This is a genomic window from Kitasatospora sp. NPDC047058 (genome assembly GCF_040643935.1).
GTDB lineage: Bacteria > Actinomycetota > Actinomycetes > Streptomycetales > Streptomycetaceae > Kitasatospora.
Genome location: NZ_JBEYVJ010000020.1, coordinates 33,539 through 49,851, shown reverse-complemented (window position 1 = coordinate 49,851; position 16,313 = coordinate 33,539). Strand labels below are relative to the sequence as shown.

At 75.3% G+C, this 16,313-nt stretch carries 16 protein-coding genes; 5 read left to right on the top strand and 11 right to left on the bottom strand.

Going from position 1 to position 16,313, the window contains the following annotated elements:
• The coding region (locus ABZ885_RS05215; protein ID WP_360183544.1) for a hypothetical protein at positions 1–1,058 on the top strand (1,058 nt) is incomplete at its 5' end.
• 61 nt (positions 1,059–1,119) lie between these two features.
• Here the strand turns inward: ABZ885_RS05215 and ABZ885_RS05210 are convergent.
• The 8 genes from ABZ885_RS05210 to ABZ885_RS05175 all read right to left on the bottom strand — a co-directional run bounded on the left by ABZ885_RS05210 (position 1,120) and on the right by ABZ885_RS05175 (position 9,546).
• Complete coding sequence (locus tag ABZ885_RS05210; protein ID WP_360183542.1) at positions 1,120–2,049, bottom strand: RNA polymerase sigma-70 factor; 930 nt, start codon at positions 2,047–2,049, stop codon at positions 1,120–1,122.
• Positions 2,046–2,984 (bottom strand): NAD(P)-dependent oxidoreductase, encoded by a 939-nt coding sequence (locus tag ABZ885_RS05205; protein ID WP_360183540.1) that lies wholly within the window; start codon positions 2,982–2,984, stop codon positions 2,046–2,048. Before ABZ885_RS05205 ends, ABZ885_RS05210 begins: the two co-directional genes overlap by 4 nt.
• Positions 2,985–3,128: 144 nt before the next feature.
• Positions 3,129–3,614: a hypothetical protein gene (locus tag ABZ885_RS05200; RefSeq protein ID WP_360183538.1), complete on the bottom strand. Its 486-nt coding sequence runs from the start codon at positions 3,612–3,614 to the stop codon at positions 3,129–3,131.
• Positions 3,615–3,675: 61 nt separating this feature from the next.
• On the bottom strand, positions 3,676–5,205 hold the full coding sequence (locus ABZ885_RS05195) for a Clp protease N-terminal domain-containing protein (protein ID WP_360183536.1): 1,530 nt from the start codon (positions 5,203–5,205) through the stop codon (positions 3,676–3,678).
• A gap of 3 nt (positions 5,206–5,208) precedes the next feature.
• The gene (locus tag ABZ885_RS05190; RefSeq protein ID WP_360183534.1) at positions 5,209–6,519 is read right to left on the bottom strand and encodes a tetratricopeptide repeat protein; all 1,311 of its coding nucleotides are present in this window, start codon (positions 6,517–6,519) and stop codon (positions 5,209–5,211) included.
• A 1-nt stretch (position 6,520) separates the two neighbouring features.
• Complete coding sequence (locus tag ABZ885_RS05185; protein ID WP_360183532.1) at positions 6,521–6,874, bottom strand: hypothetical protein; 354 nt, start codon at positions 6,872–6,874, stop codon at positions 6,521–6,523.
• Between the two features lie 192 nt (positions 6,875–7,066).
• Positions 7,067–7,981, bottom strand: coding sequence for a diacylglycerol kinase (locus ABZ885_RS05180; protein ID WP_360183530.1), 915 nt, complete (start codon positions 7,979–7,981; stop codon positions 7,067–7,069).
• Positions 7,978–9,546 carry an FAD-binding oxidoreductase gene (locus tag ABZ885_RS05175; RefSeq protein ID WP_360183545.1) on the bottom strand — a complete coding sequence of 523 codons (1,569 nt, stop codon included), beginning with the start codon at positions 9,544–9,546 and terminating at the stop codon, positions 7,978–7,980. Before ABZ885_RS05175 ends, ABZ885_RS05180 begins: the two co-directional genes overlap by 4 nt.
• Positions 9,547–9,620: 74 nt before the next feature.
• Between ABZ885_RS05175 and ABZ885_RS05170 the strand changes: the two genes are divergently transcribed.
• Complete coding sequence (locus ABZ885_RS05170) at positions 9,621–10,229, top strand: TetR/AcrR family transcriptional regulator (protein ID WP_360183528.1); 609 nt, start codon at positions 9,621–9,623, stop codon at positions 10,227–10,229.
• A 73-nt stretch (positions 10,230–10,302) separates the two neighbouring features.
• Complete coding sequence (locus tag ABZ885_RS05165) at positions 10,303–11,871, top strand: glycerol-3-phosphate dehydrogenase/oxidase (RefSeq protein WP_360183526.1); 1,569 nt, start codon at positions 10,303–10,305, stop codon at positions 11,869–11,871.
• Positions 11,872–11,884: 13 nt separating this feature from the next.
• Here the strand turns inward: ABZ885_RS05165 and ABZ885_RS05160 are convergent, their stop codons facing one another.
• Positions 11,885–12,178, bottom strand: a complete 294-nt coding sequence (locus tag ABZ885_RS05160; protein ID WP_360183524.1) for a hypothetical protein — start codon at positions 12,176–12,178, stop codon at positions 11,885–11,887.
• A 200-nt stretch (positions 12,179–12,378) separates the two neighbouring features.
• A complete protein-coding gene (locus tag ABZ885_RS05155) occupies positions 12,379–13,167 on the bottom strand; it encodes an SDR family oxidoreductase (RefSeq protein ID WP_360183522.1) in 789 nt (262 codons plus the stop codon).
• 106 nt (positions 13,168–13,273) lie between these two features.
• On the opposite strand from ABZ885_RS05155, the gene ABZ885_RS05150 reads away from it, so the two are divergent.
• Both ABZ885_RS05150 and ABZ885_RS05145 read left to right on the top strand, forming a co-directional pair.
• Positions 13,274–14,185, top strand: coding sequence for a LysR family transcriptional regulator (locus tag ABZ885_RS05150; protein WP_360183520.1), 912 nt, complete (start codon positions 13,274–13,276; stop codon positions 14,183–14,185).
• A 132-nt stretch (positions 14,186–14,317) separates the two neighbouring features.
• Positions 14,318–14,893 (top strand): TerD family protein, encoded by a 576-nt coding sequence (locus tag ABZ885_RS05145; RefSeq protein ID WP_360183518.1) that lies wholly within the window; start codon positions 14,318–14,320, stop codon positions 14,891–14,893.
• 46 nt (positions 14,894–14,939) lie between these two features.
• Here ABZ885_RS05145 and ABZ885_RS05140 read toward each other — a convergent pair whose 3' ends face one another.
• Positions 14,940–16,268 carry an FAD-dependent monooxygenase gene (locus ABZ885_RS05140; RefSeq protein WP_360183516.1) on the bottom strand — a complete coding sequence of 443 codons (1,329 nt, stop codon included), beginning with the start codon at positions 16,266–16,268 and terminating at the stop codon, positions 14,940–14,942.
• Positions 16,269–16,313 lie beyond the last annotated feature (45 nt).

Below are 16,313 nucleotides of genomic sequence, written 5' to 3'. Positions count from 1 at the left end.
CCCCCGCCGAGGCCGTCAAGCCCGGCCAGCTCCTCGCCAGCCCGCCCACCGCGGCCGCGCCGCAGGGCGCGCTGGTCGCGGTGACGGGCGTCAAGTCCGCGGGCGGCGGCGCCGTCACCGTGGCGACCCGTCCGGCGACCCTCTCCGAACTCCTCGGCAACAGCGAGGCGGACGGCCAGGTCCCGGTCGACCCGCAGGGGATCAAGGTCACGCCGCTGGTCAAGGACCTCAAGGCGACCGTCTCCCGGGACAACGGCACCACGAAGGCCGACGCCTCCGGCACCCTGGAGGTCGACGTCAAGGCGCCGATCCCGCTCCCCGAGGGCCTGAGCGCCGACGCCTCCGCCTCGCTCCAGCTGCACCCCGCCCTGCACTTCGCCTACCACGGCGCCGGCGTCGGCAGCCCGCGCACCGCGTCGATCGGCTTCGACCTGGGCGCGCACGCCCAGTGGAAGGTCAGCGGCGACCTCGCGCGCAGCACCGGCTCCGCGCCGATCCGGCTGCCCTTCGCCAAGCTCCAGGCCAGCCCGGTCATCACGGTGGCCGGCCTGCCGATCGTGGTCAACCTCGGCCTGACCTGCTACCTGGAGATCGGCGCCGACGGCAAGATCCACGTCGAGGCCGAGCAGGAGGTCACCGGCACCTGGGCCGTCCACGCCGACTACACCGGCGGCCGCGGCTGGACCTCGTCCACCGACGCGGCCGACACCAAGGTCTCCCCGGTGCACGTGCGCCTCTCCGGCAAGGCCGCCGCCCGCGCGGCCCTCGCCGCCGAGGTCAGCGTCGGCCTCTACGACACGGTCGGCGTCGAGGCCACCGTCGCCCCGTACCTGAAGGCCCAGGCGGACGGCTCGCTGGCGGTCGACGTGCCGGGCGGTTCGCCGCAGCTGCAGGGCAGTTGGGCGCTGCTGGGCGGCGTCGACCTGAACGGCGCGCTCACCGCGCACCTGAAGGTCTTCGGCACCCCGATCATCGAGGGCAAGCTGCCGCTGCCGGCGTTCCACCGCGAGTGGCCGCTGCTGTCCGGCGCGCTGCCCTCGGCGAGCCCGAAGAGCTGACGGCTGCTCCGTCGTACGTCCTGCCCCGGTCCCGCGGACCGGGGCAGGACGCGTTCCGCGGTCAGTTCCCCGATCGGCGGGCCAGGCTGGCCGCGCGGACGACCGCCCAGGCGTCCGCCACCGGGCCGACGTGGCCGAGCTTGTCGGGGTTGAGCACCGTGCGGATCGTCCGGATCCGCCCGTCGAGGATCTCGAACGCCCAGGTGTTGATCACCTTGCCGTCCCGGTCGCGGAAGATCGCGCCCGGCTGTCCGTTCACCTCGTGCGGCTCCACGACGCCGCCGATCCGGGTGAACGGCCCGACGAGCGCGGTGAGCAGCCGGGCCACGTTCCCGGCGCCGCTGACGCCCTTGCCCCACTGCGGGGCCTTGCCGCCGCCGTCGCCGACCATCTGGACGTCGGCCGCGAGGAGCTCCTGCAGCCCGTGGACGTCCCCCTCCCGGAACGCCGCGAAGAACCGCTCCGCGAGCTCCTCCCGTTCCTTCCGGTCCGCCTCGAACCGGGGCCGGCCGTCGTCCATGTGCCGGCGCGCCCGCACGGCGAGCTGCCGGCACGCCGCCTCCGAGCGCCCCACCGCCGACGCGACCTCCGGGAACCCGAACCCGAACACCTCCCGCAGCACGAACACCGCCCGCTCCAGCGGGGACAGCCGCTCCAGCAGCAGCAACGCCGCCACCGACAGCGAATCGGCCAGCTCCGCCGAGCGCTCCGGGTCCTCGTACGGGTCGGCCAGCAGCGGCTCGGGGAACCACGGCCCGACGTACTCCTCCCGCCGGACGCGGGCCGAGCGCAGCACGTCGATCGAGATCCGGGTGACCACCGCCGACAGGAACGCCTTCGGCGAGGCGGGCACCGTCTCGGAGAGCTCGTAGCGCAGCCAGGTCTCCTGGACGGCGTCCTCGGCCTCGCCCACGCTGCCGAGGATCCGGTACGCGATCGAGAACAGCAGCGGCCGGAGCCCCTCGAACGTCTCGGTCCCGGTGACGGTCATACCAGGGCCTCCCGGAAGCCCTGCCGCCACGACGGGTGGCGCAGTTCCCAGCCGAGCTCCCGCTTGGCCTTGGCGTTGGAGAAGCCGCGCCCCTCCGTCATCATCACCACCGCCTGGTCGCCGGCCAGCAGCCGGGCCAGCCAGACCGGCACCCGCAGCGGCGGCTTCGCCCCCGCGCACGCGGCGAGGTGCGGCAGCCACTCGCTCGCCGGGGCCGGCTCGTCGTCGACGATGTTGTACACCCCGTGCACCTGCTGCTCCACGGCCAGGACGGTGGCGCCCGCCGCGTCGTCGAGGTGCACCCACGAGCTGTAGCCGGTGCCGCGCCCCACGAGCGGGTACTGCCGCTTGCGGATCAGCTCGACCTGGTCGTCGGTGGCGCCCGGCCCGTAGAACGCGCCGTAGCGCAGGACGGCGCCGCCGTTCGCGAGGACGGCCTCCTCGGCGTAGCGCAGCGTTTCCAGCCCGGCCTGCGCGGCCGTCCCGGCGAGGAGGTCCAGCGGGTCCTCCTCCGTCTTCACCCAGCCGCCCTCGCGGATGCCGTTCCAGCTGGCGTAGCCCTGCGAGACGACGTGCGGCACGCCGGCCGCCGCGGCCGCGGCGAGCAGGTGGTCCGTGCCCTCCCTGCGCAGCCGGTTGGTCAGGGCGAACCAGCGGTCCGGGTGCTTGATGTCGGGCTTGCCGGCGTGCGCCACGGAGATCGCGGTCATTTGGTGAACGATCGCGTCCGGCCTGGCCGCGGCCACCGCCTCGCCGACCGCCTGCGCGTCCAGCCCGTTCATCACGACCCCGTCGGCGCCGAGCCGCTGCACCAGGCCCAGCTTGGCCGCGCTCGTCGTCGTCGCCGTCACCCGGTGCCCCCGCGCCACCAGCTGCGGCACCAGCCGCCGCCCCAGCACTCCGGAGCCGCCTGCCACGAACACCCTCATGATCATCACCTTCCCGGGCCGGAGTCCTGTCTCCTTCTCCGACACCTGGGACGACACAGCCCGCCCGGTTGTGACATCGGCCGGACGGCGGCGGTGCGGGGTGGGCCGTGCCGAGCGCGGGGGCGCGGGACCGGTCGTACCCGGCCCGCCCTAGGAGCCGCTCCCCGGGACACCGTCCCGCAGCGCGACCCCCTGCCCCGGACGACCGAGGGCCCGGATGAGGAGGTCGCCGGCGTAGCTCTCGCAGCGGACGGTGTCCGAGGGGAAGTCCAGTTCGAGCGCCATCCGGCCGGTCAGCGGTTCGAACTCCTCGCGCGCACCGCGGACGGGCTCGCCGAGGTGGCGGGCGAACGGCGGCAGGTCGTCGGCAGGTCCGACCTCGATCAGGCCCCACTCGCCCATGTCGTAGCCCTCGTAGGGCGTGGACGACTCCACGACGAGGCACCAGTCCGTGCCGCTCGACACACGGGTCGAGCCGCCGGAGTCGTCGACGAGCCACAGGTCGGCCGGCACGGGGTCGCGCCGTCCCTCGTACAGGTGCCAGGCCGCGACCAGGGCGGTCAGCCGCCGGCCGACGAGGGCGGCCGGGTCGAGGCCGGGCCCGTGGGCGCGGCAGTGGCGCGGGGGAGTGTCCATCGGGGGACTGTAGCTGCACGGGAAGTCGGCCGGTCCGACTTTTCGTGCGGGGGGAGAGGCGTCAGCTCATCGCCCAGACGGAGGGGTCGTGCGGGACGGGACGGGCGAGGCGTGGCGGGCGGGGAGCCGGGGCGTCCGGGAGGCCGGTGTAGAAGGCGAGCGCCTCGGCCACCTCGGCGGTGGTGACGCGGCGGCCCGGTGGCTGCTCGGTGGCGGTCTGGCGGTGCAGGGCCAGAGCGGCGGACCAGCGCTCGACCTGTTCGTCGTAGTGGCGTTCCAGCCGGCTGTCCTGTGCCGCCCGGGCGGAGTCCGCATGGCGCCGGCTCCGGGCGATCTGCTCCTCGTACTCGGCGGCGACGGGATCGGCCTGCGGAGCGGCAGCCCTGCGCGAACCGGCCACCGCGCTCGCCTGGTCGAGCAGGTCGATCGCCGATCCCGGCAGGGCCTGGCCGGGCAGGCCTTCCCACGCCTGCTCGACCGCCGCCCGGAGCGCCTCGTCCGTGATCACCACGCTGTGGTGCCGCTCCAGGTGGGGGCGGGTCTGCGTGAGGATCTCCAGCACCTCCTCCTCGGAGAGCCGGCCGATCGGCATCGGCTTGACCCATTCGTCGAGTCCGGGGTCCGGCTCGCGGCGACGGTACGCGGAGGGCGTGCAGGCCGCGACGACGGCGACCCCGGGGCTGCGGAAGACCGGACGGAAGAAGGCCAGGGCCTCCGCCCGGCCGTCCGGTGTGTGCAGGACGGTGAGCGCGTTGTCGAGGAAGAGGATCACGTCCTCGGCGCCCTGCAGTTCGGTGAGCAGGGCGGACATCACCTCGGCGAAGCGGCCGCGGTGCTCGGGATCGGTGAACACGGCGCCGACGTCGAGGGCATGGACCCGGCGGCCCACGGTGCCGGCCGGCGCGGTGCCCGCGACGATGGCGTGGGCCAGCCCGGCCACCACGCTCGACTTCCCCACGCCGGGCTCGCCGACCAGCAGGGGGACGTTGTGCTTCTGCCGGGAGAGGACCTGGGCGATCCGCTCGATCTCCACCGTCCGGCCGATGACGGGGAAGAGCTCCCCGGCAGCGGCCTCCCGGCAGAGGTTGCGGGCGAGCCGGCCGAGCAGCGAGGTGTCCGGTGCGGGCGGTGGGATGTCCGGCGCGGGCACCGGAGCGATGAGCAGACGGAGGACTTCATGGTGGAGCGGGAGCAGCGCGACACCCTGGCCCCTGAGGATCTGGGCGGCCTCACCCGTACCCTCGCGGACCAGGCCCAGTAGCAGGTGCTCGGTCCCGACGAGCGGGTGGCCGGTCTCCCGGGCCTCCTCAAGTGCCAGGTCCAGGACCCTCTTCGCCCGGGGGGTGCGGGGGATCAGGTCCGACGAGGCTTCGCTGCCTCGGCCGATGATGCTCTCGACCTGTGCCCGGACGGCGCCGAGGGTGAGGCCCAGGCGGGTGAGGGTCACCGCGGCGCCGCCCTCGCCCTCGTGCAGCATCCCGAGCAGGAGGTGTTCGGTGCCCAGGTAGTTGTGCTGGAGCAACCGTGCCTCCTGCTCGGCCAGGACAAGGGCCTGCCGTGCACGGTCGGTGTAGATCTGCGGGGTCGTCATCGGTCACTCTCCTCCTTCGAGCTCCGCCAGGTCCGTCCGTGCCCGCAGGGTGTGCTCGTGTGCTTCTCCCAGGACCCGCTCCCGCTCCGCCACCAACTGCCGCAGCAGCGCCGCCGCTTCGTCCACCGCCCCGGTGAGCGCGAGGTTGCGGGCCAGGAGGTGCCGGGTGCGCAGGGTGCGCGAGTGCTCCGAGCCGAGGACGCGGCTGCGGTCGGCGAGCAGGATGCGCAGCATGGTGATCGCCTCCTCCCGGCGGCCGGACTCGCCGAGGTTGACGGCGAGGAACTGCCGGCTGCGCAGGGTGTCCTTGTGGTCGGGGCCGAGCAGGCGGAGCTGGTCGGCGAGGACCGGCCCGAGGAGGCGTGCGGCCTCCGCCGGATCGCCGGCTCCGCCGAGGCTGTGCGCGTGGAACTGGCGGCCGCGAAGCGTGTCCGGGTGCTCGGCGCCGAGGACCCGGGTCTGCTCGGTCAGGATCTGCTGGAGCGCGTCGGCGGCCTCACGCCAGTCGCCCTCCACGCCTTGCCGCACCGCGTCCGACAGCCGTTTCAACAGCTCCGGCCCGGCGGCCGCCGCGTAGGCGCGGTTCACGCCGAGGGCGATCAGGCTGGCCGTCCTGGTACCGCGGTTGAGCGGCACGGGCAGGCCCTCGGCGGTCATCGTCGCGGCGAGCCGCCGGTACAGGTCGTCCACGGTGAGCAGTTCGGGCCCGCCGGCCACGCCGTCGCGGAGCAGGCGGATCAGCCGGCCGGAGAACGCGGTGTGCTCCTCCCCGGGCAGCGACAGGGCGACCTGGTCGCGGCTGGCCGAGGTGAGGACGTACGTCCCCTCCACCGCCAGCTGGTTGATCCGGTCCTCCGTCCCGCCGGCCATCGAGTCGGTGACGACCCGGCCGGAGAAGCAGCAGTCCAGGACGATGAGCTTGGCGGCGGCGCGGCTGTCGAGCACCGCGCTGCGAACCTTGTCGTACTCCAGCGAGCTGAACTCCGGCGCCTCGAACTCGCTGTCCGGCAGGGCCAGGTGGAGGTCGTGGCGGCGGCCGGCGACCAGGCCGTGCCCGGCGTAGTAGACGAGCAGCAGGTCCTCGGCCTCCCTGGCGGCGGTGCGCAGCCGTTGGCCGATGGTGCGCAGGTCGCCGTCGTCCAGCACCACCGTGCAGTGGTGGCCGGGGACGAGTCCGTGGGACGGGTCGGTGAACACGGCGGCCAGGTCGGTGATCGTCGGCCGCACCGCGTCGAGGTCGGGCAGCTCCGGATCGCTGTACGTGCCGGTGCCGATCAGGACGATCCGGGACCGCCGGGGATCCGGAAGGCGCACGTCACTCCTGCTCGGGGGCGTCGCGGCCCTCGGTGTCGAGCACCTGGCGCAGCAGGGCTTCGAGGTCCTTGCCGCGCACCCGCTTGGCGTCCAGTTCGACGGTGTCGCCGCCCGGCCGGCGGATCTTCAGCCGGACGTCGCTGCGCCGGGGCTGGGCGAACCAGGCGCGGAGCGAGGCGGCCAGCACCGGGAGGGCACCACCGGCCCCGACGGCCACCGTCACCAGGTCGGCCACCGAACCGAGTTCGCCCGGTGCGGGCTTCGCGCCGGTGAGGGTGATGCCGGCGAGGCCCGGTTCTCCCCGGAGCCAGTCCGCGAGCGACTCGGCCTCCGCCGCGGTCTTTTCGCCGGTCACCGCAATGTGCACGTCCACAGCGCCCCCCAATTGGCCTGCAGCTGAACGAAGTCGAGGCCGGAGTCTACTGACAGCTGGACCGTTCGGGTGCCACGACACGGAAGGAGGGCGCATCCGTTGCACCGGGGCGGGCGGGCCCCACCACCCGGGGTGGGCCGGCGCGGGACCGTGCCCACCCCGGGCGGTGACGGCTCAGGCCGGGACCAGCAGCCGCAGTGCCCCCGGCACCACCGACACCTCGACCGGCAGGGCGGCCATGAACTCGCCGTCCGCGTACGCCGTGATGCCCGTCGACTCGATCCGCAGCGAGGTGGTGCGGTGGGTGGTGACCTCCGGCCGCCGCACGTGCGTCCCCTGGAACAGGGTGGGGAAGAAGCGGGCGATCCGCAGCCGGGGCATGGCGTCGACGAGGGTGACGTCGAGCAGGCCGTCGGCGGGGTCCGCGGCGGGGCAGATGAGCATCCCGCCGCCGTAGCTGCTGGTGTTGCCGACGGCGGCGAGCGTGAGGTCGCGTTCGATCACCGTCCCGTCGGCGAGGGTGATCCGGAACGGGAGCGGGCGGAGGTTGGCGAACTCGACCAGGATGGCGAGGTTGTAGCGCATCCGGCCGCGCGGCCAGCGGAGCCGGTTGGTGCGGTCGCTGACCAGAGAGTCGAAGCCGCTGGCGAGCACCGAGCCGAACCAGCGCGACGTCCCGTCGGCCGCCGTCACCCGCCCGAGGTCCACGGCCCGGGTGTGCCCGGCGGCGATCACCTCGGCCGCGGCCTCGGGGGCGGTGCGCGGCAGGCCGTACGCGCGGGCGTGGTCGTTGCCGGTGCCGGCGGGGACGACGCCGAGCGGCACGTCGGTGCCGGCCACCGCCTGGAGGCCGAGGTTGATCATGCCGTCCCCGCCGACCACCACCAGCGCGTCGCATCCGCCGCCGGTCACGGCGGAGGCGGCGAGCCGGCGGGAGTCCTGCTCGGAGGAGCCGGCCTGCTCGTCGACCTCGACGCCCAGCGCGCGCAGCCGCTCGGCGGCGCGGCGGGCCGCCGGCTCGGCGTGGCCGGCGGCCGCGGCCGGGTTGGTGAGGAGGACGACCCGGCGCACGCGTCTGGCGCTGGTCACGGGATCAGCTTGCCCGGGTTGAGGATGCCCGCCGGGTCGAGCTCGGCCTTGACCGCGCGCAGGATGCGCACGCCCAACTCGCCGATCTCGTCGGTCATCCACGGCCGGTGGTCGGCGCCGACGGCGTGGTGGTGGGTGATCGTGCCGCCGTTGGCGAGGATGGCGTCCCCGGCGGCGCGCTTGGCGGCGCCCCACTGGCTGAGCGGGTCCTCGCCGAGGGCGGCGACCACGGTGAAGTAGAGCGAGGCGCCGGTCGGGTAGACGTGCGAGATGTGGCAGAGCACGAGCGCGCCGGGCAGTGCCCCGGTCAGCGCGGTGGCGACGGCGAGGCGCAGGTCGGCGAGCCGGCGCCAGTCGGTGGCGGTTTCGAGGGTCTCGCAGAGCGCGCCCGCGGCGAGCAGCGAGTCCCGCAGGTAGGGGGCGTTGAACCGGCCGTGCTCCCAGGCCCGGGCGGGCGCCTCGCCGAGCGAGGTGCCGCCGGCGGCCAGCAGGACGGCGCGGGTGGCCTGGTGCCGGGCGGCGGTCTGTTCGGCGCTGCCCTCGAAGACGGTGACCGCCAGGCAGCCGGTGACGGCCGGCTCGCCGCCGATCTTCTCCGTCATCGCCAGGTTGACCATCGTCTCGGCCTCGTCGGAGAGCCGGATGACGGTCGGGCCGGTGCCCTGCTGCTCGACCGCGCGCAGGGCGGCCGCGCCGGTGGTGAAGTCCGGGAAGGACCACGCCTCGTAGGCCTTGGCGGCGGGCACCGGGTGCACGCGCACCCGGACGGCGGTGATCACGCCGAGCGTGCCCTCCGAGCCGAGGAACAGCTCGCGCAGGTCGGGGCCGGCGGCGGAGGCGGGGGCGCGGCCGAGGTCCAGCACGCCGGCGGGGGTGACGACGCGCAGGCCGCGCACCATCTCGTCGAAGCGTCCGTGGCCGGCCGAGTCCTGGCCGGAGGAGCGGGTGGCCGCGAAGCCGCCGATGGTGGCGAAGCGGAAGCTCTGCGGGTAGTGGCCGAGTTCGAAGCCGTGCCCGGCGAGCAGGGCCTCGGCCGCGGGCCCGGTCAGGCCGGCGCCGAGGACGGCCTCGCCGGAGGTCTCGTCCAGGCCGAGCAGCCGGTCGAAGCGGCGCAGGTCGAGCGAGACCACGGCGGCGAACGTGCCGCGCTCCGGGTCCAGGCCGCCGACCACGCTGGTGCCGCCGCCGAACGGGACGACGGCGATCCGGCGTTCGGTGCAGAGCGCGAGCAGGGCGGCGATCTCGTCCTCGGTGCCGGGCAGCACGACGGCGTCCGGCGCGTCCTGCGGCTCGCGGCTGCGGCGGCGCAGCAGGTCGGGGGTGGACTTGCCGCCGGCCCGGGGGAGGCGGTCGGCGTCGGCGGCGCTCACGTGGGCCTCGCCGACGACGGCGGCGAGGGCCTTGAGGTCGGCCTCGGTGAGGGCCGACGGCCGCAGGACGACCTCGTCGGCGGCCGGGCCGGGGGCCGCGTCGCCGGTGACGCCGAGGGCGGCGGCCAGCAGCCCCTTGATCTCGGCGGACAGCTCCTTGGCGAGGGCCGGGTCGCCCCAGGCGTCCCACTTCATCGGGGGGAGCGGCAACGCGGCTCCGGCCGGTCCCGCTTGCGTCTCAGGTGCCATGCGTTACAGTTTCACACATCATGTCAAGTAGTAACGCGAGCCCAGACGGCCCCGAGGGCGCCCCGGAGCCCCGCAGCACCGACGACGCGATCCTCGACGCCGCCGCCGCGCTGATCGTCCACCTCGGCGTGCGCCGGACCCAGCTGTCCGAGATCGCCCGCCGCGCCGGGGTCAGCCGGCCGACGGTCTACCGGCGCTGGCCGGACGTGCGGGCGGTGATCGGGGCGCTGCTCACCCGCGAGATCCGCGCCACCCAGGACACCGTCACCCTCACCGGCGAGGACCGGGCGGCCTTCGTGGAGGGGGTCGTCGAGGTCGCCGTGCGGCTACGCGACCACCCGGTGCTCGGCGCGCTGCTGCGCTCGGCGGATTCCGACACGCTCTTCGAGTACGTGGTGGAGCGGCTCGGCGCCAGCCAGCGCGGCCTGCTCGAGGCGCTGCGCGCCGGCATCGAACAGGGGCAGGCCCACGGCTCCATCCGGGCCGGCGAGCCGGTCGAACTGGCGGCGATGGTGCTCCTGATCGCCCAGTCCACCGTGCAGTCGCACCGGATGGTCGCCGCGCTCCTGCCCGAGGCGGCGTGGCGGCGCGAACTGGCCCGGGCGCTGAACGGATACCTCGCACCGTGAGCCCGGCCGGGGGCGGGGCGGCACCGGCGCCTCCCGGCGCGGCGGACGGCGGAACCAGCAACGGAGGCAGCAGATGACCAGCAAGTCCGGGCCCTTCGCCGGAACCACCCGACTCACCGCCCGGCGGCGGCAGTTGGAGCTCGACCTGCTCGCCGCCGGCCCGGCCGTCGACCTGCTGGTGATCGGCGGCGGCGTGACCGGCGCCGGCGTCGCCCTGGACGCGGCCGCCCGCGGCCTGTCCACCGTGCTGGTGGAGGCCCGCGATCTCGCCTTCGGCACCAGCCGCTGGAGCTCCAAGCTGGTCCACGGCGGCCTGCGCTACCTCGCCTCCGGGCGGATCGGCGTGGCCCGGGAGAGCGCCCTCGAACGCGGCGTACTGATGACCCGCACCGCCCCGCACCTGGTCCGCCCGCTGCCCCAACTCGTACCGCTGCTCCCGGGGTTGCTGCGCCCCGGACAGGCCTCGCTGGTGCGCGCCGGCTTCCTCGCGGGCGATGCGCTGCGGCTGAGCGCGGGCACCCCGGGCAGCCTGCTGCCCCGGGTCCGCCGGGTGGACGCCGAGCGGACCAGGCGGCTGGTGCCGGGGGTCCGGACGGCCGGCCTGGCCGGCGCACTGGTCGCGCACGACGGCCAACTCGTAGACGACGCACGGCTGGTGGTCGCACTGGCCCGGACGGCGGCGCAGTACGGCGCGACCGTGCTGACCAGCGTCCGGGCCGGGCAGGTCACCGGCACCTCGGCCCGGCTCACCGACAGCCGCACCGGCGAGTCCCTCACGCTCACCGCCCGCGCGGTGGTCAACGCCACCGGCGTCTGGGCGGGCGAGGTGGACCCGTCGATCCGGCTGCGGCCCAGCCGCGGCACCCACCTGGTGGTGGACGCGGCCGCGCTCGGCCGGCCGGCCGCCGCGCTCACCGTGCCCGTGCCCGGCTCCACCAGCCGGTTCGTCTTCGCGTTGCCGCAGCAGCTCGGCCGGGTCGCGATCGGCCTGACCGACGAGGACGCGCCCGGTCCGATCCCGGACGAGCCGCAGCCCACCGAAGGCGAGCTGTCCTTCCTCCTGGACACCGTCAACGCCGCCCTGCAGACCGCGCTGACCAGGGCCGACGTGCGCGGCGCGTACGCGGGCCTGCGGCCGCTGATCGACACCGGCGACGGCGCCACCGCCGACATCTCCCGGCAGCACGCGGTGCTGGAGTCCCCGTCCGGCGTGATCACGGTGGTCGGCGGCAAGCTCACCACCTACCGGCGGATGGCCGAGGACGCGGTGGACACCGCCGTCCGGCTGCGCGGCCTGCCCGCCCGCGCCTGCTGGACGGCCCGTCTGCCGCTGGTCGGCGCCCCCGCCCACCGCGACAGCCGGCCGCTCCCCGACGGCGCGGCGCCCGCCTCCCTGCTCGCCCGGCACGGCGGCGCGGCCCGCGAGGTGCTGGCGGCGGGGCCGGCCGATCCGGTGGCGGAGGGGATCGACGTCACCCGGGCCGAGATCGCCTACGCCGTCACGCACGAGGGCGCCCTGGACGCCGAGGACGTGCTCCACCGCCGCACCAGGATCGGCCTGGTGGCGGAGGACGCCGACCGGGCCCGGTCGGCGGTGGAGAAGATCGTCGCTGAGGCCCTGGAAGGCGGCCCGCAGGCCTAGGGTCCGGTGCGGGTCAGCGGTCGACGTGCTCCGGCATCGGGCGGACCGCACCGGCCAGTTCCAGCACACAGACGAGCGGCTGTTCCGGCGCGCCGGTGCGTTCCAGGCGGACCGAGAGCGGCCGCGGCGGTTCCTCGGCGAGCTGGGCGGCCAGGGTGAGCGGGTAGTCGCCGTGGCCGTGGACGCGGTGGAACGCGCACTCCTTGCCGTCCACCAGCAGCTCGGTCTCGGTGATCCAGCCCGAGCGGACGTTCACGGTGACGGAGTGGCCGTCCTCGTCGAGGCGGAAGCTGTACCGCCGGCGCATGGGACCTCCCGGGAACCCCGCGGAATCACGGTCAGTCTACGTCGGGGACCGCTCCGCCGCTGGTCAGGCCGTTGCCGGCCCCGGTAGCGTGAGCCCGCGGACGGGCCGGCCGGCAGCACGGCCGGAGGTGCTCGGCCACGGCACCCCCGACCGCCGGCTCACGCCGTCCGGTGCGCGCCGTCCGGCTCACGCCCGTCGGTTCAGGCCAGCCGCCCGCCGCCGTCCACGTGCAGCACGGTGCCGGTGACGAACGGGCTGCCCATCGCGAACAGGACGGCCCGGACCAGGTCGTCCGTCGTCCCCACCCGGCGGGCCGGGTTCTTCTCGGCGACCGAGCGGAGGAACGGCTCCTTGTCGGTGCCCATCCGGTCCCAGGAGCCGCTGTCCACGATGCCCGGCGAGACGGCGTTCACCCGGACCGGCGCGATCTCCACCGCGAGCGCCTGCACCAGGAAGGCGAGCGCGCCGTTGGCGGTGGCCATCACGGTGCGGGCGGGGGCCGGGCGCCAGGCGGCGACGCCGGAGAAGAAGGTGAACGAGGCGCCGTGCGGCCCGTCGGTGGCGGCCTGGCCGGCCAGGTGCTTGGCGAGCAGCAGCGGCCCGTACACCTTGGCGGCGAACGCCCGCTGGACGTCGGCGAGTTCGAGGTCGGCGAGCGGGCCGTTGGCGGGCATCGCGGCGGTCGAGACCAGGTGGTCGAAGCGGCCGGTGGCGGCGGCCAGGGCGGCGATCGACGCCTCGTCGGCGAGGTCCACCGGGACGACCTCGGCCCGGCCGGCCAGCTCGCCGGCCGTCCACTCCAGCTTGCGCGGATCGGGCCCGGCCAGGACCAGCTCGGCGCCCGCGGCGGAGGCGGCACGCGCGAGCGCGCGGCCGGTGTGCGAACCGGCGCCGACCACGACGACGCGGCGGCCGGCCAGCTCGGTGCCGGGGAAGGAGACGGGGGAGGAGACGGGGGAGGAGACGGGGGAGGCGGAGAAGGTGGTCATGAAGGGCTCCGGAAGAAGAGGGGAGGGATGTCGTCGGAACCACCCTCCGCCCACCAGCGACGATGAGTCCAAGGCTTGTTTTCTCCCCGACCCATAAACTCCCTGCATGACCACGCTCCGACAGCTCGAGTACCTGGTGACCGTCGTCGACACCGGCTCCTTCACCCGCGCCGCCGAGCTCCTGCACGTCACCCAGCCCGCGCTCTCGCACCAGGTCCGCGCGCTGGAGAAGGCCGTCGGCGGCACCCTGCTGGAGCGGCTGCCGCGCGCCGTCCGGCCGACGCCGATGGGGCGGGTCGTCCTCCCGCACGCCCGCGCGGCGCTCGCCGACGCCGAACGGCTGCGCACCGCGGCGCGACTCGCCGCCGGGCTGGACGGCGGCGAGCTGGAGCTGGCCACCGTCTACTCGGTCAGCCTCGGCATCCTGCCGCCCGTGCTGCGCGCCTGGCGCCGGCTCCACCCGCAGGTGCGGATCCGGCTGCGCGAGTACGCGCACAACGACGAACTGCGCGCCGCGATGGCGGCCGGGCAGGCGGACGTCGCGGTCGGCACGCCGCCGGCCGACTGGGAGGGGCCGATCCGGGAGCTGGGCGTCGAGGAGTTCGTCCTCGCGCTGCCCGCCGACATCGATCTGGCGGACCGTCAAGCAGTGTCCCTCACCGACCTGTCCGGGCACGACTGGGTGCACTACGCGCCCGGCAACGGCCTCGCCGACCTGCTCGACCGGGCCTGCGCGGAGGCCGGCTTCCGGCCGCGCGCCGCCGTGCGGACGGAACAGACGGCGGCCGCGCCGCTGCTCGCCGCTGCCGGGCTGGGGCCCGCCCTGGTGCCGGCCAACCTCGTCCCGCCGGGCTTCGACGGGCTGGTCCGCCGGCCCGAACCGCCGGTCCGGCGCCCGCTGGCCGCGTACACCCGGACCAGGCCGGACCCGCTGACGGCGGCCTTCGTCGAGCTGCTGGCCCGGCAGGCCTGCCTGCTCCCGCCGCACGTCAGGGAGCTGCTGGCGGTGGTGTCGTGATGGCGCGATAGCGACGTGGTGGCGACCGCGCGGGATTGCGCCCGCAGTGGCCGGGAACCAATCCGGGTGGATTCGCGTGATCTCTACAGTGCTGTAGATTCTCCGGCAGGGAGAGCGACCGAGGAGGGCATCGTGGGTGTTTCGCTGGCCAAGGGTGGCAACGTCTCGCTGACCAAGGAGGCGCCGGGGCTGACCGCCGTCATCGTCGGGCTCGGCTGGGACGTGCGCACCACCACCGGGGCCGACTACGACCTGGACGCCAGCGCGCTGCTCTGCAACGCGTTCGGCAAGGTGGTCTCGGACCAGCACTTCGTCTTCTTCAACAACCTGCGCAGCCCCGAGGGTTCGGTCGAGCACAGCGGCGACAACCTGACCGGTGGCGGCGACGGCGACGACGAGCAGATCAAGGTCGACCTGGCCGCCGTGCCGACCGACGTGGCCAAGGTGGTGTTCCCGGTGTCGATCTACGACGCCGACGCCCGACTGCAGAGCTTCGGCCAGGTCCGCAACGCGTTCATCCGGGTCGTCAACCAGGCCAACGGCCAGGAGATCGCCCGGTACGACCTGACCGAGGACGCCTCGACCGAGACCGCGATGGTCTTCGGCGAGCTGTACCGCAACGGCGCCGAGTGGAAGTTCCGTGCCATCGGCCAGGGTTACGCCTCCGGCCTGCGCGGCATCGCCACCGACTACGGCGTGAACGTCTGACCGGGCCTTCCGGCCTGCGGCTCCGGCCGCCCGATCTCTGCTTGGTTCAAGGGTTCTGACGGGTCGTCGGCGGCCGCCGGAGGGCCAGGCCGCCGAACCCGCCGGTGCCGGCGAGCTGTTCGCGCCACCAGGCGGTCATCGCAGGCTCGTCCATGACCGACCAGTCCGGCGCCTCGGTGACCTGGAACCGCCCGAGCCGGCGGCCCAGGTCCACCAGCGCGCGCCCGGCCTCGCCCCGCTCGCGGTCGTACGCGGGCAGCAGGTCGGCGAAGCCGTTCGAGGCGTGCCACGCCTCCTCGAAGGCGCAGGCGTCCTGGAGGGCCTTGGCGGCGCCGCTGGTGTTGTGCGGGCGGACGAGGGTGGCCGCGTCCCCGGCGAGCAGCAGGCGGCCGGCGCTGCGGCGCCGGGTCGCCAGGTCGTGGATGGGCTGCAGGAAGGTCCGCTCGACCGGGGTGAGGCCGACCACGCCGGCCCAGTACGGGGGCAGGTGGCGTTCGGCGAGCTCGGCCAGCTCGCCGAAGCGGGCCGGGTCGAGCGAGCCGGCCGGGAAGCCGCCGGGGTCGGACGTGAGGTGTCCGGGCCCGGGGTGTCCGTCCCCGGGCCCTCCGGCGCCGCCCGTGGCGCCGCCCGGGCCTGATCCGGCCGGCCGGAGCCAGGGGGGTGCGGGCGCGTAGAAGACCCAGTTGACCTGCGTGGAGCCGGGCGTCAGCCCGGGGATCCGGTAGAGCACCACCTGTCCGCCCGGGTAGCAGACGGTGATCACCTCGTGCTCGGGCCAGAGCGCCGCGCCGCCGGGCAGCCCGTCCAGCAGGCCGGCGTCGAAGCTCCCGCGCCAGCAGACGTACCCGGCGTACTCGGGCCGGGCCTCGGGGCAGACGGCGCCGCGGACCACGGACCGGTAGCCGTCCGCGCCGACCACCAGGTCGTACGCCTCCCGGCCGCCGCCGGCGGTCTCCAGCCACGCCGCGTCGTCGCCCCCGCCGACCGCCGTGACGGTCGTGCCCGTCCGGAACCCGACGGTGTCCGGCGCGCGCTCGCGCAGGGCCTGCCAGAGCACGCCCCAGTGGAACGAGTGCATCCGCAGCGGCTGCGTCCACAGCGGCCGCCCGCGCGAGCCGCCGGTGCCGCGGGGGTCGCGGGCCAGCCAGTGCCGTTCGGTGAGCGGGTGGTGCCGGATGCCGTCGTCGAGGTGGCCGGCCCGGACCAGCTCGGCGTAGCGGTCCACGACCACGCAGAGCCCCACACCCCGGTCCTCCAGCCGGCCGGGGCTGCGCTCCAGCACCACGACCCGCTCCGCCCCGCCCCGGGCCGCGGCGCGGGCGAAGGCACACCCCGCGATGCTGCCGCCGACCACGGCGATCGATCCACCCCGCACGGCCGTCCCCTCCCCGGGGGCCGCCCCGGCCCCGTCCGGGAACGA

Bases quoted from the DNA above. Each gene is read 5' to 3' on its own strand.
- ABZ885_RS05210 (WP_360183542.1), bottom strand. From the start codon at position 2,049: ATGACCGTCACCGGGACCGAGACGTTCGAGGGGCTCCGGCCGCTGCTG.
- ABZ885_RS05205 (WP_360183540.1), bottom strand. From the start codon at position 2,984: ATGATCATGAGGGTGTTCGTGGCAGGCGGCTCCGGAGTGCTGGGGCGG.
- ABZ885_RS05200 (WP_360183538.1), bottom strand. From the start codon at position 3,614: ATGGACACTCCCCCGCGCCACTGCCGCGCCCACGGGCCCGGCCTCGAC.
- ABZ885_RS05195 (WP_360183536.1), bottom strand. From the start codon at position 5,205: ATGACGACCCCGCAGATCTACACCGACCGTGCACGGCAGGCCCTTGTC.
- ABZ885_RS05175 (WP_360183545.1), bottom strand. From the start codon at position 9,546: ATGAAGTGGGACGCCTGGGGCGACCCGGCCCTCGCCAAGGAGCTGTCC.
- ABZ885_RS05170 (WP_360183528.1), top strand. From the start codon at position 9,621: ATGTCAAGTAGTAACGCGAGCCCAGACGGCCCCGAGGGCGCCCCGGAG.
- ABZ885_RS05165 (WP_360183526.1), top strand. From the start codon at position 10,303: ATGACCAGCAAGTCCGGGCCCTTCGCCGGAACCACCCGACTCACCGCC.
- ABZ885_RS05160 (WP_360183524.1), bottom strand. From the start codon at position 12,178: ATGCGCCGGCGGTACAGCTTCCGCCTCGACGAGGACGGCCACTCCGTC.
- ABZ885_RS05155 (WP_360183522.1), bottom strand. From the start codon at position 13,167: ATGACCACCTTCTCCGCCTCCCCCGTCTCCTCCCCCGTCTCCTCCCCC.
- ABZ885_RS05150 (WP_360183520.1), top strand. From the start codon at position 13,274: ATGACCACGCTCCGACAGCTCGAGTACCTGGTGACCGTCGTCGACACC.